The sequence below is a fragment of the Microbacterium sp. genome (genome assembly GCF_047972865.1).
GTDB lineage: Bacteria > Actinomycetota > Actinomycetes > Actinomycetales > Microbacteriaceae > Microbacterium.
The window spans coordinates 32,696-56,764 of sequence record NZ_JBKEAY010000017.1 but is presented as its reverse complement, the minus strand read 5'-3'; the positions used below and the strand labels follow the sequence as shown (position 1 = coordinate 56,764).

Genomic DNA, 24,069 nt, shown 5'->3' with positions numbered 1-24,069 from the left:
CGTTGGCGTGCGCGGTGGGCGCCGCGGCGGCGGCGGGGGTCGCGGTCGCCGCGCCCGATCGTGCGGCTGTCGCCGACCGGCTCGCGAGCGGGCCCGTCGCCGAGGAGGTCACGGTCGCGGGCAAAGTGGAGCGATACGGGCGGTCGTGGAGCTTCGATGCCCGGCTCCGCGACCCGGCGGCGACGCCGATCCTGGTCGTGCTGCCCGATCCGCCCGCGCGGCTCGATGTCGGAGCGATCGCGGAGGTCGCCGGCAGTGCCCGCGCGGCGGAGGCCGGTCGTCGTGAGGTCGCGGTGGTGGAGGTGCACTCGACGCGGGTGCGGCAGCCGCCGACCGGTGTGCTCGCGGCGGCGGCCGATCTTCGCGCCGGTCTGGCGGCGGTCACGCGGGATCTCGCGCAACCCGGCGCGGGCCTCATCGCGGGACTCGCCGTGGGGGACACCGGCGGCGTGGAGCCGAATCTGGAAGAGCGGATGCGCACCGCCTCGTTGTCGCACCTGACGGCGGTGTCGGGGGCGAACTGCGCCCTGGTGGTGGGACTGGCCTTCGGTCTGTCGGCGCTGGCCGGGGCGCGCCGCGGAGTGCGGGTGGTGTGCGCCCTCGCGGCGCTGGCCGGGTTCACGGTGCTGGTGACGCCGGAGCCGAGCGTCGTGCGAGCCGCCGCGATGGCAGCGATAGCGATGCTGGGGGTGCTGTTGGGGCGAGTGGGCGCCGGGCTGGCGCTGTTGTGCACCGCGGTGATCATCGCACTCTTGTTGGATCCGTGGCTGTCGCTGTCGCTGGGGTTCGCGTTGTCGGTCGTTGCGACGGCGGCGCTGCTGGTCGTGGCCGACCCGCTGGCCGACGGCCTCGGGCGGTATCTCCCGGGTCCGTTGGCGCTGGGGGTATCGGTTCCGCTGGCCGCGCAGCTGGCCTGCGCGCCGCTGCTGGTGCTCATCACGCCGGTCGTCTCGGCCTACGGCGTGCTCGCGAACCTGCTTGCCGCATCGGCGGCTCCGGCGGCGACGGTGCTCGGGCTTGCGGCCTGCCTGGGCGCGGGCATCCCTGTGCTCGGCCCCGGGCTCGCCGCGGTGGCCTGGTTGCCGGCGGCGTGGATCGCCGCGACGGCGCAGGTGTTCGCCGATCTGCCCGGAGCACTACTGCCGTGGCCGGCGGGGCTGGCCGGGGTCGCGGGGTTGGCCGTGGCCGGGGCCGCCGTGGTGGCGGTGGTCGTCGGGCGCGCCCGACGGCTCGCGTTCGCGGTGCTGGGGGCGATCGTGGCAGCATTGATCGTGGTGGGGCCGGTGGCGGCCTGGTGGGATCGCGCCGGAGTGCCCGAGCGATGGTCGGTTGCGATGTGTTCGGTCGGGCAGGGGGATGCCGTGCTCATCGCCTCCGCTGGACAGGTGGCCCTCATCGACACCGGACCCGACCCGGACGTCTTGGCGCGTTGTCTCACGCGTTTCGGCGTGGACCGCGTAGATCTGCTCATCCTGACGCACTTCGATCGTGACCACTCCGGAGGCGTCGCGGCGGTGCGGGGCGCCGTGGGCGCTCTGCTGCACGGCCCGGTCGACGACGCCCATGCCGCAGCCGTGGTCGACGACCTCACCGCGGGTGGGGCGCGGCCGGTGCCCACCGTTGAGGGCGCCTCCGGCGCGCTGGGAGACGCCCGGTGGCGCGTGCTGTGGCCCTCCGCCGACACCGAAACCGGAGGTAACGATGCCAGCGTCGTCGTCGAGGTCACCGGTGGGGGCGTTCCTTCCGCGGTGTTCCTGGGTGATCTGTCGGCCGCCCCGCAACAACGATTGCGGGCGTCGTTGGCCGGTCCAGTCGAGGTCGTGAAGGTCGCCCACCACGGCAGCGGCGATCAGGACCCGGGGCTGTATGCCGCACTCGCACCTGCCGTCGCGTTGATCTCGGTGGGGGAGAACGACTACGGGCATCCGCGCGCGGAGACCCTCGATGTCCTCGCCGGGGTCGGGGCGACGATCGCGCGCACGGATCGTGATGGCGACATCGCGGTGTGGCGCGACGGCGACTCGCTGCGGATCTGGCGGTCGCCGCCCAGCGTTGTCGTTCCCGGCGGGTAGGCTGACGGGCATGCCGCCCGCCCCGCGTCGCGCCGCTTCGCGCTCCGCCATCCCGCAGGTGTCGTGGCGTGCGCCGCAGCCGGCACCGATCGTGCTGGTGTCGGGGCCGGAGGAGGTGTGCGCAGAACGCGCGATCGGCGGCATCCGGGACTACCTGCGGGCCGAGGATCCGAGTCTGGAGGTGTCGGATCTGCGCGCGGACGACTACGCGGTGGGGGAGTTGCTGGCGCTCACCTCGCCGTCGCTGTTCGGGGAGCCGCGGCTGGTGCGGGTCGCGGGGGTGGAGAAGTGCACCGACGCTTTTCTCGCCGAAGCCCTGGCCTACCTGGAGCATCCCCAAGACGGGGCGACCGTCGTGCTGCGTCACACCGGTGCGAGCGTCCGGGGAAAGAAGCTGCTCGACGCCATCCGTGCCGGAACCGGCGACGGCATCGAGATCGCGTGTGCGGCCATCAAGCGCGACGCCGACCGCTTCGACTTCGCCGCGGGGGAGTTCCGCGCTGCGCAGCGGCGTATCGCTCCGGCGGCGCTGCGGGCTCTGGTCTCGGCGTTCGCGGACGACGTCACCGAACTGGCCGCGGCGTGCCAACAGCTGATCTCCGACGTGTCTGGCGACATCGGTGAAGACATCGTGCAGCGTTACTACGGGGGCCGGGTCGAGACCACCGCGTTCGCGGTTGCCGACACCGCCATCGCGGGACGATACGGCGACGCACTCATCGCCCTCCGGCACGCCCTCGCCAGCGGCGCCGACCCGGTGCCGATGGTCGCCGCGATCGCGATGAAGCTGCGCTCGATGGCGCGCGTGGCCGGTAACCGCGAACCCGCCAAGCAGCTCGCGGCCCGCCTGGGCATGAAGGACTGGCAGGTGGACCGCGCCCGCCGCGACCTGACCGGCTGGAACGAAGCGTCGCTGAGCACCGCGATTCAGGCCGCGGCCCGGGCCGACGCCGAGGTGAAAGGCGCATCCCGCGACCCGGTGTTCGCCGTCGAACGGCTGGTGACCGTCATCGCGACCCGCGCCCCGTACGGAGCGTGACGCCCCCGGGCGCGGCTGCCCGGCAGGCAGCCGGTGTCAGCGCACCCGATGTCTCACCTCATGTCTCAGAACGGATGCTGGCGCCTCTCTACTGATACGGGCGAGCCTCGCACCGGTGCCGCCCGCGAAAGGAGACGGGCATGTCCGTTCTGTTCCTGCAACGCACGCGCGTCGCGCGCGTGTCCGTGCCCACTGTCGTGGAGCGCTACCGCGGCGAGGTGCACGCCACCTACCGCTACCTGCGGCTGGCGATCATTCTGCTCACAGTCCTCCTCGGGTGCGCCGTAGGCATTCAGGTGCTGGGCGACGGGGGCACCGTCCTGCCGTCGGTCAGCGCGTACTACTACAGCCCGGCACGTGCCGTATTCGTGTCGAGCCTGTGCGCGATCGGAGCGTGCATGATCGTGCACCGCGGCCGCAGTGACCTCGAGGACGTGCTCCTGAACTTCTCGGGCTACCTCGCCTTCTTCGTCGCCTTCGTGCCGACCCCGTCCGTCGTGATCGCCGGGACGGATGCCGCGGCCCAGGCGCCGCGCGATCTGACCGACGCCGTGAGCAACAACACCGGGGCGATCCTCATCGTCGGGCTGATCGCGTTCGTCGTGGAGATCTTCGTCGTTCCGCGGCGGGAACGCTCCTTCCGCGGACGAGCGGGCCGCACCGCCCACGTCGCGAGCGCGATCGCTTTCGCCGGCCTCGGGGTCTTCTTCCTGGTGGCGCGCGACGAGTTCATCCAGCGGGCCCACACGATCGCCGCCGCCGGACTGTTCATCGGCATCGTCGGTGTCGTCGGTGTCAACGGGGTGGCCCTGGCCCGCGCGGCTCGGGAGCGGGGGGAGAGCCGCCGTGCTCAGGTGTGGAACCGCTACACGATCGGGTTCCTCGTGATGATCGGGTCGGTCGTCGCCGTCGTCACGGTGGCGCGGCCGATGGTCGCGCAGTGGGTGTTCGTGCTGGAGACCGCGCTCATCGCCCAATTCCTGCTGTTCTGGATCGTCCAGACCGTCGAACGGTGGCGGGTGCCTGAGCCGCCGCAGGACGACCTCGTGCCCGGCTGAGCGTGCGAACGACGAAGGCCCGCCTCCGGGGCGGGCCTTCGTCGTTCATGCTCAGAGAGCGGCGACCTGCTTGGCGATCGTCGACTTGCGATTGGCAGCCTGGTTCTCGTGGATGACGCCCTTGCTGACGGCCTTGTCGAGCTTCTTCGTGGCGCGCGCCAGGGCCACCTGCGCGGCAGCCTTGTCACCGGCGGCGATCGCCTCACGGGTGCGCCGCACCTCGGTCTTCAGCTCGCTCTTGACGGCCTTGTTGCGCTCACGCGCCTTCTCGTTGGTCTTGTTGCGCTTGATCTGCGACTTGATGTTCGCCACGTTCGACGGGTCTTTCGTTCGGAGTTTCGGATGGACGTGCCGAGTGACAAGGAGAGGGCTGTCGCCCGACGGTCGTGTGAGGAGGAGCCCACACGCAAGCCAAGGAGAGAGTTTATCAGCTTTCCGAGGGACGACCGTCCTGGCTCTGCTCGACCGTGGCGACCGCGAGGTCGAGCAGAGCGTTGAACACCTTCGGCCGCATCGCGGTCACGAGATGGCTGGTGCGGGGGACCACGATGAGCTCGGCGGCGGGCAGCGTGCGAGTGAAGAGCCGTTCGTGCAGCCGCAACTGGTCGAACTGGCCGTTGATGAACCACGTGGGCACCGTAATGCGCCGCAGCGAATCCAGCAGATCGAGCACCGACAGGCTCCGCAACGCGAGGTCCTGCGCGTCGTACGCGTAGCCGCCCGCGCCGAAGTCGGGTCGCGTCTCGGCGGGGAGCGTCGCGTCGAGGATGCGATCCGCGATGGGCTGACCCCTTCCCGGCAACCGGTCGAATCCGCGGGCCAGAGCGCGATAGGCGGCAAGGCCCAGCCCCCGCGGAATCGCGGAGCACGAGGCGGCGATGAACGCGTCGATCGGTGGCGGTTCGGCGCGCCCGGCGTACGCGATGGACAACAGTCCGCCCATCGAGTGGCCGACGAGGAGCACCGGGCCGTGCGCGGCGGCGTCGCGCACGGCCCGGTCGATCGTCTCGAACGCGCCCTCCAGCGTGAACGTCTCCGTCATCCGGCTGCCGTGCCCGGGAAGGTCGGGCGCGATGCCGCTGATGCCGCGCGCCTCCAGGTGCGCTCGTTGCGAGCGCCACATGGTCGCCGATGTGCGGATGCCGTGGACGAACACGACCTGCACCGACATGGCGCTCAGCTTACCCGCGCCGCCGCCCGCCCCCGCTCCTGAGCGGCGCGGTCACCACAGCGAACGCACCGTGACCGCTCGGCTCGTGCTGCCCGCCGCGAGCGTCGCATCATCGGGGACGAAGACGGCGACGTAGCGGTGGGTGCCGCGGGTGAGCCGGCCCAGACGCACACTGGCGGTACCGCTCGCGGAGACCTCCGCGGTACCGACCACGGCGCCGTCGGCACTGCCCTCGCGGAACTCCACCCTCCCCGCCGGGGCGCCCTCGTCCTGCGTGACGCGCGCGATCAGTGTCGAGGGCAGGAACCGGTTGATGTGGATCGGCAGATAGGCCCGCAGCGTGGTCTGCGTCGCGGACGGCTCAACCGCCGCGTCCACCGTCACCGGCACCCGCACGACGGTGCCGGACTCGGCGGCGGTCAGGGTGACGACCATGGTTCCGGCGGGAGTTCCGGCGGGAACCGCGATCGTGACCGTCGCGGCGCCGCTGGCGATCGCGGTGGTGCCGTGCACGATGCCGTCGATGCTCACCTCGAACTCGGTGTTCTCGGGTGCGCCACGGCTGGTCAGATCGACCCCGCCGACCTGGAAGGAGAACTCCTCGCCCGCCGCGACGGCCGCAGGCAGACCGGACACGGCGATCGCCTGCGTCGCGAACGACGGCGCCACCGGCGACTGGTCGGCAAGGTAGTCGACCCACGCCTCGTAGTCCAGCAGCCCGGTGTCGACCGGGTCGCTGCCCTCGGTGAACACCCGGAAGTTGTCACCCCCGGAGGCGAGGAATGAGAAGGTGCCGATGCGGTACTGGCCGGCCGGGTCGATGGGTGCCCCGTCGACCCACACCCCGGTGATCCGCTCTCCCTCGGGGAGGGTGTCGTCGAACGTGTAGGTCACGTTGTCCGACAGGCCGAGCTGCAGGTAGGGGCGCTGCGGGACGTTTCCGTCGGCGTCGCGCTGCCACTGTTGCTCCAGCAGCATCACGAACTGCGCACCGGTGAGGGTCACCAGGGCGAGCGTGTTGTTGAAGGGCAGGACGGCGTTGGCCTGTGAGAACGAGACCTGACCGTCGGCGAGGCCGTCGACCGCGGTGGCGCCGAACTCCGCCTGCGTGTCCCACAGGTCCGCGCGCAGACCGCCCGGGTTGGTCACACCGATCACCGCTCCATCCGGAAGGATGCCGAGGCTGTCACGGAGCATGTTCGCGACCGCCTTGCCGAGGGAGGACTCGGCGGCGCGGTCGTCGCGGACCCCGCCGGTCCACACGCCGTCCACGAAGGCACCGCCGCTGAACGCGGTGGTGATGTCACCGGCGACGTCAGCCACGGCGGTGTCGCCCACCTCCGCCGCCGCCGCGAGAGCCTCCTCGACGATCTGCGCCACCTCGGCCACGCGGGGGTAGTCGGCGATCAGTGCGTCGTCGTCGACGTCGGTGCGGGGAACGAGGCGTTCGGTGTGGGCGGTCACATCGGCGGTGTCGGGGTCGATGGTGAGGGTGATCTCGCCCAGGTTCGCGCCGTACGCGCCCGTCTGCACGACCGGGCGGGTCGCGTCGGTGCCGGGAACCGGCGCCGACCACGCATACTCCTTGTGGGTGTGGCCGGTGAAGACGGCGTCCACTTCGGCCGTCGTGTCGTTCACGAGGTCGGCGAAGGGGCCACCCGCGGCCAGCTCCTCCTCGAGGGTGACGCCATCGGGTGTTCCGGCACCGGCCCCCTCGTGATAGAGCGCGATCAGCACGTCCGCCTCGCCGTTGCCTTCGTCGCCGTCCGACAGCTGCGCGGCCACGCGGTTGACCGCGGTCACCGGGTCACCGAAGGTGAGGTCGGCGATCCCCGCTGGTGATACCAGCGACGGTGTCTCCGCGGTGACCGCGCCGATGAGACCGACCGTGATGCCGTCCGCTTCCCACAGCGCATACTCGGGGAACGCCGGTGTCTCGGTTCCCGTCAAATAGACGTTCGAGCCCAGCTGCGGGTAGTCGGACGCAGCCGAGACGCGTCCGGACAGGTCTGCGAACCCGCGGTCGAACTCGTGGTTGCCGACCGCGGTCGCCTCGAGGCCCAGGGCGTTGAGCACATCGATCGTGGGCTGGTCCTGTGCGACCGACGACGCGAACAGAGACGCCCCGATGTTGTCGCCCGCAGAGACGAACAGCACGGGGCCGGATGCGGCCTCCCGCAACTGTTCCACCGTTCCGGCGAACGCCACCGTGTTGGCGTCGATGCGGCCGTGGAAGTCGTTGATGCCCAGGAGCGTCAGCTCGATCGGCGCCGCCTGCGAGGTCAGCCCGACGATCAGCGGGTCGTGGTCGCTGGAGCGATACACGTCGTCGGCGTAAAACAGTGTTCCGTGTGAGGCGTAGCGACTGTATTCCAGGGCCACCGACTCGCCCGAGTTGATGTTCCAGATGTCGGCACCCGTGGCTCGCGAGCGCGCTGCGGGGTTGAGCAGCACGTGGTCCAGCGACCCGGACTGACCGCCGAAGCTGTACGACGCGGTGTCTACGGCGAACTCCTGCGCCGCGTCGACGTAGCCCGCCTCGTACAGGACATGCAGGGGGTCCTCCTGGCTGTACGCGTTGAAGTCGCCGGCGAGCGCCACCGCGGGCACATCGCCCTGGATGTCGGCGACCCAGTCGCGCAGCGCCGTCGCCTGCCGGACGCGCGACTCATTGGAGGCGCCCTGTCCGTCACCGGCGTCGGCGTCGCCGGGCCACGGGCCGGCTGACCCCTTCGACTTGAAATGGTTCACGACGAACCAGAAGGGCTCGCCGCCCGCGGTCGGCGCGAAGGCCTGCGCGATGGGCTCGCGCGCATTCGCGAAGGCGCCGCCCTCGCCGCTCTGATCGCCAAGAGCGCGCGAGGCGCCGACGGGAGACACGGCGGCGGTCCGGTAGATGATGGCGTTGCTGATGGCGTCCTGCTCCGCGACGGCGGGAAGGTCCGCCGACGACGGCACGAACGCCCATTCCTCGGCGCCGGCGGCGGCGTTGAGGGCGGCCACCAGCGTCGCAGTCGCCTCGTCGGCTGCCTCGCCCAACGCGGCGGAGGTCTCGATCTCCATGAGACCGACCACATCGGCATCCAGCGCCGAGATCGCATCGACGAGTTTGTCCTGCTGGCGCTGCAGATCGTCGGCATCCCACGCGCCGCGCTGCGGGCAGCCGCTGCGCACCGTGACGCCGTCGCCGAATCGATCGGTGTAGGCCACGCACGAGGGGTCCTCGGCTCCGAGCGTCGTGAAGTAGTTCAACACGTTGAACGAGGCGATCGACATGTCGCCGCCGACCGGCTCGGGCGCGGCGGTGCGCGGGGAGCTGAACAGCACGTCGTCGACCCCGGAGCCGTCCGCCACCAGCGGGCGGGTCGGGTTGAGCTTCCACGTGTCGTTTCGCCAGTCGACGATCAGCGGTTCGTTGAAGGTGACCGATCCCCCCACGACGATCGGCTCGACCAGCGACACGTAGGCCGGTGTCAGTGCGCGGTTCGCCGTGGCGAGGAAGTTGATCGTGGTGCCGTCGTCGAGCACGACGCCACGGGCAGCGTTGTCGACGGCCACGGCCGCCGCGTCGGCCGAGCCCGGGCGTGCCAGGTCGGTGGGCTGGCGGAGCGGATCGGACCCGGCCGCGAGACCGACTTCGCCGTACTGGCTGGTCGGGTAGGTGTCGGTCACCGTGAACTCGCCGCGGGGGGCGATCAGCATCGATTCCAGGGCCTCACGTGCGGCGTCGCCGGCGGGCCAGGTCACCTCGGCGGGGATCGGGGCGAGGGCGTCGTCGACGACGACGGCGGCACCCGGTTCGACGGTGACCTCGGTGAGGCCGTTCCACTCGGACACGACCCCGGTGATCTCGACGGTGTCTCCGAGCGCGACCTCGTCGACTGCGCCCGGGGCGTAGACGAACACCGCGTGCGAGGTCCCGTGGGAGGTCGGGTCGACTCCGCCGGTGCCAGGGGTTTGGATGACGTAGCCGGAGAACCCGCCGGTGGGGTAATGCGCCGTGACGACCCCGGTGGTCATGACGGTGTCGCCGACGTGCGGACTGACCGCCCCGGTGCCCTGGATCTGAGCGATCGTCAACGTCAACGTGTCCGGGTCGGGGGAGAACTCGTCGTCCAGACCGACCGGCGACGGCGCACCGGGCGCGAAGTCGGCGGCGTTGTCGGCCGTGTTGGTGAACGCGCCGTCGCGCGCCGCGCTGGTCGCGTTGGAGGTCCCCGGGGCGGCACCGGCTCCGGCGAACGTGGAGGCACCGCCCCACCCGACGAAGTCGACCACGTCGGGGAGCGTCACGAGGTCGGTTGCGCCGGTGAGGGCCGTCAGCGATGCGACGAGCGCCACCTTGCCCTGCGACCCGCTCATCGCGATCGTGCCGTCGACGTCGGCGGGCACGTCGGGGAGCGCCTCGTTCGCGCCGAACGCTTCGCCGATGAGCACCTGGCCGCCCGCGGGCACCGTGAGCTCTCCCAGCGGCGTCACCTGCCACGTCGATCCCGTCGCCGATGCGTACTGCACGCTGTAACCGGACAGGTCGATGTCACCGTCGCTGACGTTAGCCAGTTCGATGAAGTCGCGGTCGAACGCCGCGCCACTGTTCCCGCCGCCACCGTAGACCTCGGAGATCACGACGGGGGCGTCGGGGGAGACCGCGGCGACGGCGGCGACGGGTGTCAGACCGGCGGCGAGGACGGCGCCCACCGCGGCGGCGGCGATCGCGGGGCGGACAGGGGGGCGTCGGCGGCTGTTGTACGTCACGTCATCTCCCGGCGGCCGAGCGCGGGGGTGCTCCGCGCTGGGGACGACCGCCTCCTCGAGCATCGTGCGATCGTTGCACTGCTCACAAGCCCCTGACGATGAACATTTCGTACATGAGTGGTTTCTCATCTGTGGCACGGTCGTCCCGGCGGAGCCCGGCATGCCCGGGGCCACGCCCGCGCCCCGGTAGACTTCTGAGGACATGTCACCGCGCGCCCTCCAGCCTCTCGAGCCCGCCGCCACGCCGCCCGAGTTCATCCGCAACTTCTGCATCATCGCCCACATCGACCACGGCAAGTCGACGCTGGCCGACCGGATGCTGCAGATCACGGGAGTGGTCGCCGATCGCGACATGCGCGCGCAGTACCTCGACCGCATGGACATCGAGCGGGAGCGAGGCATCACGATCAAGTCGCAGGCGGTGCGGATGCCGTGGGAAACCGGCGAGGCCACCTTCGCGCTCAACATGATCGACACTCCTGGGCACGTCGACTTCACCTACGAGGTCTCCCGCAGCCTTGCCGCCTGCGAGGGCGCGGTGCTGCTGGTCGACGCCGCCCAGGGCATCGAGGCGCAGACCCTCGCGAACCTCTACCTCGCGCTGGAGAACGACCTCCACATCATCCCCGTCCTCAACAAGATCGACCTGCCTGCCGCCGACCCCGACAAGTTCGCCGCCGAACTGGCGAACCTCATCGGTGGACGCCCCGAGGACGTGCTGCGGGTCAGCGGCAAGACGGGGCAGGGCGTCGATGAGCTGCTCGACCGCATCGTCCAGGAGATCCCGCCACCGGTGGGGGCCGCCGACGTCCCCGCGCGCGCGATGATCTTCGATTCCGTGTACGACGCCTACCGCGGCGTCGTCACCTACGTGCGCATGGTGGACGGTGAGCTCCGCCCGCGCGAGCGCATCCAGATGATGTCTACGCGCGCCACCCACGAACTGCTGGAGATCGGGGTGTCGAGCCCGGAGCCGGTGCCGACCAAGGGGCTGGGCGTCGGCGAGGTCGGCTACCTCATCACCGGTGTCAAGGACGTGCGCCAGTCGAAGGTCGGCGACACCATCACCGACCAGCGCAAGCCCGCATCGCAGGCGCTGCCCGGGTACACCGACCCGAAGCCGATGGTGTTCTCGGGCATCTACCCAATCGACGGCAGCGACTACGCCGACCTTCGCGAGGCGCTCGACAAGCTGAAACTGTCCGACGCGTCGTTGCAGTACGAGCCGGAGACCTCCGTCGCGCTCGGTTTCGGTTTCCGATGCGGGTTCCTGGGGCTGCTCCACCTCGAGATCATCACGGAGCGGCTCTCCCGCGAGTTCGGCCTGGACCTCATCACGACGGCGCCCTCGGTCACGTACGAGGTCGACACCGACACCGGCGAGACGGTCACCGTCACCAACCCCAGCGAGTACCCCGACGGGCGGGTCGCATCGGTGTCGGAACCGGTCGTGAAAGTCGGCATCCTGCTGCCGAAGGACTACGTCGGGACGGTCATGGAGCTGTGCCAGTCCCGCCGCGGCACGCTGCTGGGTATGGACTACCTCAGCGAGGACCGCGTGGAACTGCGGTACAACATGCCGCTCGGCGAAATCGTGTTCGACTTCTTCGATCAGCTGAAGTCCAAGACGCAAGGCTACGCGAGCCTCGACTACGAGCCCGCCGGCTCGCAGAGTGCGGACCTGGTCAAGGTCGACATCCTGCTGCAGGGCGAGAAGGTCGACGCCTTCAGTTCGATCGTCCATCGCGACAAGGCCTACGGGTACGGCACGATGATGACCGAGCGCCTGCGCAAGCTGATTCCGCGGCAGCAGTTCGAGGTGCCGATCCAGGCCGCGATCGGAGCCCGCATCATCGCGCGGGAGAACATCCGCGCGATCCGCAAGGACGTGCTCGCGAAGTGCTACGGCGGCGACATCACCCGCAAGCGCAAACTGCTGGAGAAACAGAAAGAGGGCAAGAAACGCATGAAGATGGTCGGGCGCGTCGAAGTTCCCCAGGAGGCGTTCATCGCCGCGCTGTCCGGCGACGTCGAAACCAAGAAGTGACGACCGCCAAGTAGGGTGGACAGCATGCGTCGCGGGAGCTTCCAGGAGGGGATGGTCGACTACGCCGCCGTCGGAGCGACGCAGGCCGCCGACCTGATGGGCTACCCGCCGCACCGCAGCGTACCGGCCGAGAACTCGTGGCGGATCGGCAGCGGCCAGGCGCGGTTCGCGTCGTCGACCGAGGCGCTGCTGTCCTGGTCGGCGTTGCGCGGCGCGGGCCTGGAGGTCTCCAACGTGCGCCCCGCGTCGGGTCCGACGTACGCCGGCGTGAGCTTCGACGCCGAGGGGTCCCCGATCGCGCCCAGCAGGCTGGAAGCCGACCAGCGCTTCGCCGCCGACGGCACTCCGTACGTCGGCGCGGGCACGACCGTGCACGTGCACGGGCGTGTCAAAGGCATGCGCGGCGACGCGGAGCTGCGTGTCATCTCGGCGGTGGAAGAACCGCGGCGCGTAGGCTTCGCGTTGGGCACCGTGTCGGGGTCGGTCGTCAGCGGCGAGGAATCGTTCCTGTTGGAGTGGCGTGACGACGACGAAGTGTGGTTCACCGTGCGGGCGTTCGATCGGCCCACCGCGGTGCTGTACCGGCTGTTGCCGCCGCTGGTCAAGCGCCGTCGCCGCGAGCTCTTCCAGCGCTACTTGCGGGCCATCTCTCCGCTGTACGCGACACCGTCCTGATGGGGGCGGCGCTACCGGTCGGCGAACCGGCGCCGGCCGACGGCGCGCTGCCCGCCGACCTCACCGTCGACGCGGAGGTCGACTTCGGCGTGTACCTGCACGTGCCGTTCTGCCGGGTGCGGTGCGGATACTGCGACTTCAACACCTACACCGCGACAGAACTTCGCGGCGCCCGCCAGGACGACTACGCCGACACGGTCCAGCGGGAGATCGAGCTGTCGACCGGCGTCCTGGCCGCGCGCGGACCGGTGCGTCCCGCGGCGACTGTGTTCTTCGGCGGCGGCACCCCCACGCTGTTGCCTGCGGGCGACCTGGCGCGCATGCTCTCGGGCATCCGCTTCGCCTTCGGCCTCGTGCCCGGAGCCGAGGTGACCGTAGAGGCCAACCCTGACACGGTCACCGCCGACCTCGCTGCCGGGCTCGCACGGGCGGGCGTGACGCGGATGTCGATCGGGATGCAGTCCGCCGTGCCGCACGTTCTGGCCGCTCTCGACCGCAGCCACGACCCCGCCGCGGTTGCGCGTTCGGTCGGGTTCGCACGAGAGGCTGGACTGGCGGTGAGTCTCGACCTCATCTACGGGGCCCCGGGGGAGAGCCTGGCCGACTGGCGCACGTCCGTGCGTACTGCGCTCGAGCTGCGGCCCGACCACATTTCCGCGTACGCCCTCATCATCGAAGAGGGCACGGCGCTGGCCCGGCGCATCCGACGCGGTGAGATGCCAGCCCCCGACGACGACCTGCAGGCGGACATGTACGAGACGGCGGACACCGAGTTCGCCGCCGCCGGCTACTCGTGGTACGAGGTGTCGAACTGGTCCACCGATGCTGGCACCCGGTCGCGGCACAATCTGGCGTACTGGCGCGGCGCCGACTGGTGGGGCTACGGGCCCGGCGCCCACAGCCACATCACGGGGCTGCGCTGGTGGAACGTGACGCACCCGGCCGCCTACGCGCAGCGCCTCGCCGGCGGACAGTCCCCGGCGGCGGGCCGCGAACGCCCGGATGCGGCGGCGCGACATCTGGAGTCGGTGATGCTGCGATCGCGCATCTCGGAGGGCCTGGCGATCTCGGACCTGTCTGACCGGGGCCGGCGACGCATCGCCGGACTGATCGCCGACGGTCTGATCGACGGCACGGCCGCCGTGCATGGCCGGGTCGTGCTCACGCGGCGCGGGCGGCTACTGGCGGATGCCGTGGTGCGTGCGCTGACCACGTGACGGTCCAGGCCGCGTTAGAATTGGCACTCAGTCGTCACGAGTGCCAGCGGAGGAGGGATCATGGTCTCGGATCGGGGACTTCAGGTCCTTCGCGCGATCGTGCAGGACTACGTCGACACCAACGAGCCGGTCGGCAGCAAGGCGGTCGTCGACCGCCACCATTTCGGGGTGTCGGCGGCGACGATCCGCAACGACATGGCGCTGTTGGAGGAGGAGGAGCTGATCGTGGCACCGCACACGTCCTCCGGTCGTGTGCCGACCGACAAGGGCTACCGCGTGTTCGTCGATCATCTCGCCGAGTTGCAGCCGCTGTCCCCGGCCCAGCGCACCGCCATCGCCTCCTTCCTGGAGGGCACGGTCGACCTCGACGACCTGCTCGTGCGCACCGTCCGGGCCCTCACCCGCCTGACCGGTCAGGTGGCACTCGTGCAGTACCCCTCGTTCGCGCGGGCGCGGGTCTCCCACGTCGAGGTGGTGCCGGTCGGCGGCGGGCGCTCTGTCGTGATCGTCGTGACCGACACCGGCCGTGTGTCGCAGCGGATCGTCCTGCTGCCGGGCGCGTTCGACCCCGACCAGGTGCCGGTCGTGCGGTCGCTCGTGTCGGACCTGGTCACCGGTAAAAACGTCCGCGACGGACTTCAGGCGATCGCCGCCCTCGAAGCGACGACGGCCTCGGTTCCGATCGACGAGGTCGTGCGCGCCGTGGCGCGCGTCGTCGCGGAGGAACTCGAGGAGTTCCGGCAGGACAAACTCGTCATGGCGGGGTCGGCGACCCTCGCGCGACGTGAGTCCGACTTCCGCGGCAGCATCTACCCGCTCCTGGAAGCCATCGAGGAGCAGGTGACCCTGGTGCGCCTCATGAGCGACATGGTGGCTGACGACCAGGGCCTGGCCGCGTCGATCGGGCGCGAGAACGAGGCGTTCGGGCTCGAGGAAGCCTCGGTCGTGACCGGCGACTACGACGCGTCGGTCTCGCGCGCCCGGGTCGGCGTGCTCGGCCCCACGCGCATGGACTACCCCAGCAACCTCGCGGCGGTTCGTGCCGTCGCGCATTTTCTCAGTCGGCTGCTCGAAGAAGACGAGCGCACTCGCTGACGCGAACGGACCGCGCCCGGTGGGGCAGGAAAGGCGAATGTGGCAGACCACTACGACGTACTCGGTGTGTCTCGGGACGCGTCTCCCGAAGAGATCAAGAAGGCGTACCGCCGCCTGGCGCGCGAACTGCACCCCGACGTGAATCCCGGGGCGGACGCGCAGGAACGCTTCAAGCTCGTCACCCACGCCTATGACGTGCTGAGCGACCCGGACCAACGCCAGCGCTACGACCTCGGCGGTGACGGGGGCGCGTTCGGCGGCGGCGGATTCGGTGGCTTCGGCGACATCTTCGAGACCTTTTTCGGCGGCGGCGGCGGTGGCCGTGCCGGCCGACCCCGGGATCGGCGCGAGCGGGGGCAGGACGCGTTGGTGCGCGTGACGCTGCAACTGGGCGACGTCGTGTTCGGCACGCACCGCGACATCGAGGTCGACACCGCCGTGCTGTGCGAGACGTGTCAGGGCTCGTGCTGCCAGCCCGGCACCCAACCGGTCACGTGCGACGTGTGTCACGGCTCCGGTCAGGTGCAGCGCACCGTGCGCAGTCTGCTGGGAAACGTCGTCACCGCCGCCCCGTGCACCGCGTGCCAGGGGTATGGCACGACGATCCCCTATCCGTGCGCCACCTGTCAGGGGCAGGGACGGGTGCGGGCGCGCCGCACCGTCTCGATCGACATCCCCGCCGGGGTGGAGACCGGGCTCCGGCTGCAGTTGCCCGGCTCGGGCGAGGTGGGCCCCGGCGGCGGCCCCAAGGGCGACCTCTACCTGGAGGTCACGGTGGAATCGCACGAGGTGTTCAGCCGCGATGGCGACGACCTCCTGGCGACGCTGGAGGTGTCGATGCCGGATGCCGTCCTCGGCACCACCACGACCATCGACGCACTCGACGGCACGGTCGATCTGGAGGTGCGTCCCGGCGTGCAGTCCGGCGACGTGCTCACCATCAAGGAGCGCGGCGTCACCCCGTTGCGCGGCACGCGGCGCGGCGATCTGCGCGTCGGCGTGCAGGTGGTCACCCCGACGCGACTGGATGCGAAGGAGCGCGCCCTCATCGAAGAGTTCGCGGCGCGCACGAAGGCACCCGGTCCCCAGCTCGCGCAATTCCATCAAGGATTGTTCGCCAAGCTCCGCGATCGTTTCCGTGCCGGCTGACCCGTGGCGCTGCACTTCGTCGTCGACGCACCGCTGACCGAAGCGGTCGGTGGGCTCCTGACGCTCACGGGCGCCGAAGCGCACCACGCCGCCACCGTCCGCCGGGTGCGGGTCGGGGAGACGGTGACCGTCGGCGACGGAGCCGGAGTGTGGACGACCGGGACCGTCGAGTCCACCGGGCCGCGTGCCGTGGGCATCCGCGTGATCGCGCATGAGGAGGTGCCGCGTGCGGTGCCCCGCCTTGTCCTGGTGCAGGCGCTGGCCAAGGGCGGACGCGACGAGTCCGCCGTGCAGGCGGCGACCGAGCTGGGTGTCGACGAGGTGGTGCCGTGGCAGGCCGCGCGAAGCGTGTCGCGCTGGGATGCGGCGAAAGCGGTCAAGGGTGTCGCGCGCTGGTCGGGGATCGTGCGCGAAGCCGCTAAACAGGCTCACCGCACCTGGATCCCCGCGGTGGGAGCGCCCGTGACGACCGGTGCGCTCGCGGCGCGCGCCGGCGCCCGGATGCTGGTGCTCGACCCCACGGCCGACGCCGCGCTCACGTCGGTCGAGCTGGACGCGGCGGACAGCCGGGACCTGGTTCTCGTCGTGGGCCCGGAAGGCGGGATCGCGCCCGAAGAACTCGACGCGCTCGGTGCTGCCGGCGCCACCGCCGTACGCCTGGGCGACACGGTGCTGCGCAGCTCGACGGCGGGACCGGCGGCGCTCGCCGTCCTCAACGGGCGTCTCGGCCGGTGGTGAGTCCGGACGTGACCGGGGAGGCGGCGCGGCCGCTCGCATCGTGGCGGTTCACCGGCGACCTGCGGCACTACCAGGCCGATGTGCTCGAGCGCGTGGTCCCCGACGGGGACGACCGCGTGCACATCGTCGCGCCGCCGGGATCGGGCAAGACGCTGCTGGGGCTGCTCCTGGCGGCGCGGCGCGGCGCGCGCACGCTCGTGCTCGCGCCGACGACCACGATCCGCGCGCAATGGGCGGACACCGCCGCATCCCTCGTCCCCGACGGCGCCGCCGCCGTCTCGGATGATCCGGGTTCCCCGGGGGATCTCACGGTGCTCACCTACCAGCTACTCAGTGTGCTCGACGGCGCCAATCCGCTGGAAGAGCTGGCCCGCACCCGATGGCGAGAAGAACTGGAGGAGACCGGGCGGTCCGCCGCCGACGCCGATCAGTGGCTCCGCGAGCTGGCCGCCGGGAACCGGCCCGCCTACCGGGCGGGGATCGTGCGTCGTTCGCGCGCGCTGCGCCGCGCACTGGTCCGGCAGGATCCGGCGAGCCTGGAGGGTGTCCTGCACCCCAACGCCCGCGCGGCCGTCGCCGCGCTCGTGGCCCATGGTGTCGAGACGATCGTTCTCGACGAGTGCCATCACCTGCTCGACCACTGGGCGATGGTGGTCGCTGCGCTCGTCACGCGCCTGCGTGACGCCGGGCGGCGGCCCCTGGTGATCGGGCTCACGGCCACGCTTCCCTCGCCGGACGATGCCGACGAATACGACAACTACACATCGCTGCTCGGCGAGGTCGACTATGAGGTCCCCACCCCGGCGGTGGTGCGGGAGGGAAACCTCGCGCCGTATCGGGACCTGGTGCACTTCGTGGAACCGCCCCCCGACGAGCTCGCGTTCCTCCGGGACCGCGCCGATGCGCTCTCGGTCCTCATCCGCACGACATTCGCCCGGGATGCGGGGCTGGAGTTCCTCTTGTCCGAGCTCCAGCCCGAGCTGCCGTCGTCGGACGCCGACCCGCTCACCCCGCCGCCGGCGGACGACGGCGGGGACGCGCGCCTGCAACGCGCCTTCACGGAGGACTTCGCCGGTGCCGAAGTGATCGCAGCCATGCTGGCGACGGTGGCACCGGACCACCCGCTGGTCGCGCTCCTGCCATCGGCGGCGCGGCGCACGCCCACCGCCGACGAGGGGATGCGCACACTGTCGCGCTTCGCGCTGAACCATGTGCTGCCCGATCCTCGGCGGCGTCCGCAGTGGGAGCGCATCCGACGTTCGCTGGCGGATTTCGGCTACACGCTCACCGACCGCGGCGTGCGGCGGTCGCGGGATGCGGTCGACACGATGCTCGCCTCCTCGCGGGCCAAGGATCACGGTGCGTGCGACATCATCGCGAGCGAACGTGCCGCCCTCGGCGACGACCTGCTGCGGGTCCTCGTGGTGACCGACTTCGTGCGGCACGGAAACCGGCAGGGCGGACTGGTGGACGGCGCCGGTGCGCTGCGCACGTTCGATGTGATCGCGACCGACACGGCGACCCGTGATCTGCCGGCGGTGCTCGTGACCGGAACGACGGTGCGTGTGGCGACCGAGCACGCCGGTGACGTTGTCCGCGCGCTGGGGCGGGAAGTCGGCACGTCGGTCGCCGCGGCCCCGCGGCTGGAGCGGGCGTCGATCAGCGAGGTGCACGCCCCGGGGGTGACCACCGCAGACCTCGTGCGGGCGGTTTCGGAGCTGTTGCGGCGTGGGGTGGTGCGGATCGTCGTCGGCACGCGGGGCCTGTTCGGTGAGGGGTGGGACTGCCCATCGGTGAACACGCTCGTCGACCTCACCGCCGTCGCAACGGCGGCGGCCACACAGCAGTTGCGGGGACGCACTCTGCGCCTGGACTCGGCGTGGCCCGAGAAGGTCGCGCACAACTGGACCGTGACGGCGCTGCTCCCGGCCGGCTTCCCTCTCGATGCCGATCCCGACGCGAGGCGGCTGCGCCGCAAGCATTCGCGGCTGTGGGGTCTGGACCGCGACGATCCGGACCGGGTCGTGCGCGGGCTGGGCATCGCGCTCACCCGCTCGGCCCGAGAGCTCGTGCGTCGGTCCAGCCGGGCAGACGCGGGGGTCTCGGCGGGCGCGCTCAACGAGGCGGTCGCGGCCGATGTGGCATCGCGTGTCGACACGTACCAGAGCTGGCGCGTGGGCACCGCGTACCGTGACGACGAACGCACCAGCGTGGTGCTGTTGCGCCCCGCCGGTGCCGCGGTGTTCCGCACGAGCACCTCGGTCGCCCACACGCTCACGACCGCGACGACGCTGCTCGGTGCGGTCGCCGCCGGCGGTGCGACGTTGGCCACCGTCGCCCCGGACCCGGCGGTTTTGGGCGTCGGAGTCGCGGTGGGCGCACTCGGTGCGCTGGGCGCGGTCGCCCTGAGCGGGCCGACACGGCGCGCACGGCGACAGACCGCGCGGGCCGGTCGCGGCTACCGGGATGTCGCGGCCGTCGTGTGGGAGGGACTGCGTGCCGCGGGGCGGGTGCGCGACCTCGAGGCGCCCGAGGTCGTCGTGCGCGCCGCGAACGCGGATGGCCGCGTAGAGTGGACGGTCGGCTGCCCGGACGTCGATCTCGCCGACCAGCGCACCCTGGCCGACGCGTTGACCGACCTGTTCGGGCCGGTGCGCACGCCGCGGTTCCTGCTGGGTGTCGGGCGTTCGGCCGGGTCGGCGTGGTCGGAGCTCGTCCTGCGGGCGGGCCGCGCGAGTGACGAGCAGTTCCTCCCGGTCCCGTCCGCGATCGGCCGCCGCCGCGCGGACGCCGTGGCGTTCGCCGAGCGCTGGCGCCGCGACGTGGGGCCCTGCATCCTGCACCCGGTGGACGGTCCGGAGGCGACAGAACTGCTCGCGCGTGCACGACGCGACGAGGCGCCCGCGCCGGTCACCCGCACCGAGTGGCTCTGAAACCCGTGGCGACGCGCCCTCTAAACTGGACGCATGAGCGAACCCTCGATCTTCACGCGTATTCTCCGAGGCGAGATCCCCTCCGAGATCATCGCCGAGACCGAGAACGTCTTCGCGATCCGCGACATCGCGCCGCGGGCGCCGGTGCACCTCCTGGTGATCCCGAAGTCCGAGCAGTACCGCAACGTGGTGGACCTCGCTGCCGGGGATCCCGCACTGATGGCGGAGATCGTCGCGCTCGCACAGCACCTCGCCGCCGAGCACGCGGACGGGGAGTTCCGGCTGACGTTCAACACCGGGTCCGGTGCCGGGCAGACGGTCTTCCACGTGCACGCCCATGTTCTGGCCGGGGGCTTGACCGAGGGGAGCCTCGGTGGCTGAAGCCCCCGAACCCGACGTCGCGCGCATCCTCGCCGACGGCGTCGCCATGGTCCAGTTGCTCGGACCTCAGGACCGGCTGCTGCGGGTGGTGGAGCGTGAGCACCCCCGCGTCGACGTGCTCGTGCGGGGCAACGAGATCACGCTGACCGGCGACGCCGACGACGTGGCCGCGGCCCGCGCCCTCGTTGACGAGCTGATCGCGATGGCCCGTTCCGGTCAAGGCATCGACCCCGCCGACGTGTCCGCGGCGGACCGCATCCTGCAGTCCGACGGCGACGTGCGTCCCTCCGATCTGCTCGGCGAAGCGATCCTGTCCGCCCGGAGCAAGGTGATCCGGCCCAAGACCCTCGGACAGAAGGCGTACGTCGACGCGATCGAGCACAACACGATCGTGTTCGGGATCGGTCCGGCCGGCACCGGCAAGACCTACCTCGCGATGGCAAAGGCCGTGCAGGCGTTGCAGCGCAAAGAGGTGAACCGGATCATCCTCACCCGCCCCGCCGTCGAGGCGGGGGAGCGGCTCGGGTTCTTGCCGGGGACCCTCACCGACAAGATCGACCCGTACCTGCGACCGCTCTACGACGCGCTCAACGAGATGATGGACCCGGAGCTGGTCCCCAAGCTCATCGCGTCCGGCACGATCGAAGTGGCCCCGTTGGCGTACATGCGCGGGCGGACGCTCAACGACTCGTTCGTCGTTCTCGACGAGGCGCAGAACACCACCCCCGAGCAGATGAAGATGTTCCTGACCCGGCTCGGCTTCGGCACCCGGATGGTGGTGACCGGCGACATCACCCAGGTCGACCTGCCGCAGGGCTCGTCCGGGCTGCGCCTGGTCACCCGGGTGTTGCGCGACATCGACGACATCCACTTCGCGATGCTCACCAGTGACGACGTCGTCCGGCACAGTCTGGTCGGCCGGATCGTCGACGCCTACAGCGTCTACGACGAGCAGCGGCTCGCGGGCCGTCGCGAGCGGGACGAGGCCAGCGAGTTCGCCAATCGCGTCGAGCGCCGCGCGCACGCACGCGCGCAAGGCCCGCGGGACAGACTGCCGAAGCGAGGACGGTCATGACGATCGAGATCAGCAACGAGTCCGGCGTGGACGTCGACGAGACGGTGCTGCTGCGTGCCACCGAGCACAGTCTCGCCGAACTGCACGTGAGTCCCGACGCCGAGTTGGCAATCCTGCTGATCGACGAGGGCGCGATGGAAGCGCTGCACGTGCAATGGATGGATGAGCCGGGGCCGACCGATGTGCTGAGCTTCCCGATGGACGAGTTGCGCCCCGGCACAGAGGAGATGCCGACTCCGCCGGGCCTGCTCGGCGACATCGTGCTGTGCCCACAGGTCGCCGAAACCCAGGCGCAGGCAGCCGGGCATCCCACGATGGACGAGCTGGTGATGCTCGCCACGCACGGTTTGCTGCACCTGCTCGGCTTCGACCACGCCGAACCCGCCGAGGAACGGGAGATGTTCGGCCTGCAACGCGATCTGATCGTGTCGTTCCAACATGCCGAACGGCGGCGACGCCGCGCATGATCCCCACGCTGCTGCTGATCGCCGCGGTGCTCCTGGTGGGCTTGGGTGGTCTCATGGCGGCGCTCGATGCGGCGCTGGGCGTGACGTCGCGCGCCGACCTCGCGGAGATGGCCGAAACGGGACGCAACCGCCGGCCGCTGGAGCGGATCGCCGCCGACCCCGACGCGCACGACAACGCGGTGATCTTCGTGCGCATCCTCGCCGAGACCGCCGCAGCGGTCATGGTTACCGTCGCGCTCACGCTCGTGTTGGACAACATCTGGTGGGCGATGCTGGTCACGGTCGTCCTGATGACGGTGGCCTCGTTCGTGCTCGTCGGCGCGAGCCCGAGGGCGGTCGGGCGTCAGCACGCGAAGGGCTTGCTGCGGGTGTGCGCCCCGATCGTGCGGGGCGCGCGCGTGCTGCTGGGTCCGCTCGCGCACCTGCTGGTGGTGGCGGGCAACCGGGTGACTCCGGGCGTGCGTCACCGCGCCTCGTTCGCCTCCGAGGAGCAGTTGCTCAGCATGGTCGACGAAGCCGCTTCGGAGGCCCTCATCGAGCAGGACGATCGCGATCTGATCCACTCCGTCTTCGACTTCACCGACACCCTGGTCCGGGCCGTCATGGTGCCGCGGACCGACATCGTCACGATGGATGCCGACACGACGGCGCGCGAAGCCATGCGGCTGTTCCTGGACAAGGGGGTCTCGCGCGTACCGATCGCGGACGACGAGGCGGACGACATGACGACCGTGGTCTACCTGCGCGACCTGGTTCAGTTCGCGTTCGGCACCGGCGACCAATGGCAGGACGTGCCGGTCACCGGGATCGCACGCCCGGCGGTGTTCGTGCCCGAATCGATGCGCGCCGAGACCCTGCTGCAGCAGATGAAGCGCGACGCGGTGCACGTGTGCCTCGCCGTCGACGAGCACGGCGGCATCTCCGGCCTGGTGACGCTCGAGGATCTGCTCGAGGAGATCGTCGGCGAGATCGACGACGAGTACGACCCGCGCTCGGCCGAGGTGGTGCCGCTGGGCGAGGGACGCTACCGTGTGAGCGCGCGGCTCAGCCTGGACGATGTCGGCGACCTGTTCGATCTCGAGCTCGACGACGAGGACGTCGACTCGATCGGCGGCCTGCTCGGCAAGGCGCTCGGCCGGGTTCCGGTCCCCGGAGCCACGGCGACCGCGGAAGGGATCGTCATGACCGGTGGCGCGTCGCGCGGGCGCGGGCGCGGGCTTGCGACGGTGCTCGTCGAGCGGGCGCCGCGTGGCGCGCGGTACGCCGCCGCCGATCCCCGAAACGAGGACGCATGACGGCGTCCAGATCCGGTTTCGTCACCTTCGTCGGGCGCCCCAACGTGGGAAAGTCGACGCTCACCAACGCGTTGGTCGGGGAAAAGGTGGCGATCACGAGCGACAAGCCGCAGACCACCCGTCGGGCGATCCGGGGGATCGTCAACCGGCCCGGCGGGCAGTTGATCATCGTGGACACCCCCGGCATCCATAAGCCGCGGACGCTGCTGGGGCAGCGCTTGAACGACCTGGTCGAGCAAGTGCTCGGTGATGTCGACGTCATCGGATTCTGCGTACCGGCCACGGAAAAGGTGGGGCCGGGGGACCGGAGGATCGCGGAGTCGCTGGACGGATACCCGCGTGCGAAGAAGGTCGCCATCGTGACGAAGGTCGATGCCGCGCCTCGCGAGGAGATCACCGAGCGACTCCTGCAGGTCGACAGCCTGCGCGAGGACTGGGCGGCGGTCATTCCGCTGTCGGCGGTGACCCACGATCAGCTCGACGTGCTCGCCGACGAACTGCTGACGCTCATGCCCGCGGGGCCGCCGCTCTACGAGGCGGGTGTCGTCACCGACGAGTCCGTGACCGACCGCATCGCCGAGATCATCCGCGAGGCGGCGCTGGAGGGGGTGCGCGACGAGTTGCCCCACTCCATCGCGGTGACCGTCGAGGACATCTCCTCGCGGGAGGACCGCGAGGATCTGACGGACGTCTACGCCAACATCGTCGTCGAGCGGGACAGCCAGAAGGCCATCATCATCGGACGCAAGGGCACGCGTCTGCGCGACGTCGGCGCCCGGGCTCGCGCCGGCATCGAGCCCCTGCTCGGCACGAAGGTGTTCCTGTCGTTGCGCGTGCGCGTCGCGAAGGAGTGGCAGCGCGACGCCAAGCAGCTCGGGCGGCTGGGTTTCTAGGGGTGAACC

Annotated in this window: 18 protein-coding genes; 15 read left to right on the top strand and 3 right to left on the bottom strand. The window is 70.8% G+C overall.

From position 1 onward, the window contains the following. The 3 genes from ACK5KK_RS01155 to ACK5KK_RS01145 form a co-directional block, all read left to right on the top strand. Nucleotides 1-2,072: ComEC/Rec2 family competence protein (locus ACK5KK_RS01155; RefSeq protein WP_416888256.1), on the top strand; the 2,072-nt coding region annotated here is incomplete at its 5' end. Nucleotides 2,073-2,082: 10 nt separating this feature from the next. Beyond that, complete coding sequence (gene holA / locus ACK5KK_RS01150) at nt 2,083-3,111, top strand: DNA polymerase III subunit delta (RefSeq protein WP_416888255.1); 1,029 nt, start codon at nt 2,083-2,085, stop codon at nt 3,109-3,111. A gap of 140 nt (nt 3,112-3,251) precedes the next feature. Then, nucleotides 3,252-4,169, top strand: coding sequence for a hypothetical protein (locus ACK5KK_RS01145; protein WP_416888254.1), 918 nt, complete (start codon nt 3,252-3,254; stop codon nt 4,167-4,169). A gap of 51 nt (nt 4,170-4,220) precedes the next feature. Here the strand turns inward: ACK5KK_RS01145 and rpsT are convergent, their stop codons facing one another. The 3 genes from rpsT to ACK5KK_RS01130 form a co-directional block, all read right to left on the bottom strand. Next, the gene (gene rpsT, locus ACK5KK_RS01140) at nt 4,221-4,481 is read right to left on the bottom strand and encodes a 30S ribosomal protein S20 (protein ID WP_416888253.1); all 261 of its coding nucleotides are present in this window, start codon (nt 4,479-4,481) and stop codon (nt 4,221-4,223) included. A 115-nt stretch (nt 4,482-4,596) separates the two neighbouring features. After that, a complete protein-coding gene (locus tag ACK5KK_RS01135) occupies nt 4,597-5,340 on the bottom strand; it encodes an alpha/beta fold hydrolase (protein ID WP_416888252.1) in 744 nt (247 codons plus the stop codon). A 51-nt stretch (nt 5,341-5,391) separates the two neighbouring features. After that, nucleotides 5,392-10,095: an ExeM/NucH family extracellular endonuclease gene (locus tag ACK5KK_RS01130; RefSeq protein ID WP_416888251.1), complete on the bottom strand. Its 4,704-nt coding sequence runs from the start codon at nt 10,093-10,095 to the stop codon at nt 5,392-5,394. Between the two features lie 202 nt (nt 10,096-10,297). Between ACK5KK_RS01130 and lepA the strand changes: the two genes are divergently transcribed. Genes lepA through era form a run of 12 tightly spaced genes read left to right on the top strand, consistent with a single transcriptional unit; the run spans nt 10,298 to nt 24,060 of the window. Beyond that, nucleotides 10,298-12,142, top strand: coding sequence for a translation elongation factor 4 (lepA, locus tag ACK5KK_RS01125; protein WP_416888250.1), 1,845 nt, complete (start codon nt 10,298-10,300; stop codon nt 12,140-12,142). Nucleotides 12,143-12,166: 24 nt separating this feature from the next. Further along, nucleotides 12,167-12,817, top strand: a complete 651-nt coding sequence (locus ACK5KK_RS01120; protein WP_416888249.1) for a DUF1990 family protein — start codon at nt 12,167-12,169, stop codon at nt 12,815-12,817. Beyond that, the gene (gene hemW, locus ACK5KK_RS01115) at nt 12,817-14,034 is read left to right on the top strand and encodes a radical SAM family heme chaperone HemW (protein WP_416888248.1); all 1,218 of its coding nucleotides are present in this window, start codon (nt 12,817-12,819) and stop codon (nt 14,032-14,034) included. The genes ACK5KK_RS01120 and hemW overlap by 1 nt, the downstream gene beginning before the upstream one ends. Before the next feature lie 60 nt (nt 14,035-14,094). Then, nucleotides 14,095-15,129, top strand: coding sequence for a heat-inducible transcriptional repressor HrcA (gene hrcA / locus ACK5KK_RS01110; RefSeq protein ID WP_416888247.1), 1,035 nt, complete (start codon nt 14,095-14,097; stop codon nt 15,127-15,129). Nucleotides 15,130-15,168: 39 nt separating this feature from the next. Further along, the gene (dnaJ, locus tag ACK5KK_RS01105; RefSeq protein ID WP_416888246.1) at nt 15,169-16,278 is read left to right on the top strand and encodes a molecular chaperone DnaJ; all 1,110 of its coding nucleotides are present in this window, start codon (nt 15,169-15,171) and stop codon (nt 16,276-16,278) included. 3 nt (nt 16,279-16,281) lie between these two features. Beyond that, the gene (locus ACK5KK_RS01100; protein WP_416888245.1) at nt 16,282-17,016 is read left to right on the top strand and encodes a 16S rRNA (uracil(1498)-N(3))-methyltransferase; all 735 of its coding nucleotides are present in this window, start codon (nt 16,282-16,284) and stop codon (nt 17,014-17,016) included. After that, nucleotides 17,010-19,949, top strand: a complete 2,940-nt coding sequence (locus ACK5KK_RS01095; RefSeq protein ID WP_416888244.1) for a DEAD/DEAH box helicase family protein — start codon at nt 17,010-17,012, stop codon at nt 19,947-19,949. Before ACK5KK_RS01100 ends, ACK5KK_RS01095 begins: the two co-directional genes overlap by 7 nt. A gap of 33 nt (nt 19,950-19,982) precedes the next feature. Beyond that, nucleotides 19,983-20,330 carry an HIT domain-containing protein gene (locus tag ACK5KK_RS01090; protein WP_416888243.1) on the top strand — a complete coding sequence of 116 codons (348 nt, stop codon included), beginning with the start codon at nt 19,983-19,985 and terminating at the stop codon, nt 20,328-20,330. A gap of 46 nt (nt 20,331-20,376) precedes the next feature. After that, the gene (locus tag ACK5KK_RS01085) at nt 20,377-21,405 is read left to right on the top strand and encodes a PhoH family protein (RefSeq protein ID WP_416888257.1); all 1,029 of its coding nucleotides are present in this window, start codon (nt 20,377-20,379) and stop codon (nt 21,403-21,405) included. Then, nucleotides 21,402-21,872: an rRNA maturation RNase YbeY gene (gene ybeY, locus ACK5KK_RS01080; RefSeq protein WP_416888242.1), complete on the top strand. Its 471-nt coding sequence runs from the start codon at nt 21,402-21,404 to the stop codon at nt 21,870-21,872. Before ACK5KK_RS01085 ends, ybeY begins: the two co-directional genes overlap by 4 nt. After that, nucleotides 21,869-23,167 carry a hemolysin family protein gene (locus ACK5KK_RS01075; RefSeq protein ID WP_416888241.1) on the top strand — a complete coding sequence of 433 codons (1,299 nt, stop codon included), beginning with the start codon at nt 21,869-21,871 and terminating at the stop codon, nt 23,165-23,167. Before ybeY ends, ACK5KK_RS01075 begins: the two co-directional genes overlap by 4 nt. Further along, nucleotides 23,164-24,060 carry a GTPase Era gene (gene era / locus ACK5KK_RS01070; RefSeq protein WP_416888240.1) on the top strand — a complete coding sequence of 299 codons (897 nt, stop codon included), beginning with the start codon at nt 23,164-23,166 and terminating at the stop codon, nt 24,058-24,060. The genes ACK5KK_RS01075 and era overlap by 4 nt, the downstream gene beginning before the upstream one ends. Nucleotides 24,061-24,069 lie beyond the last annotated feature (9 nt).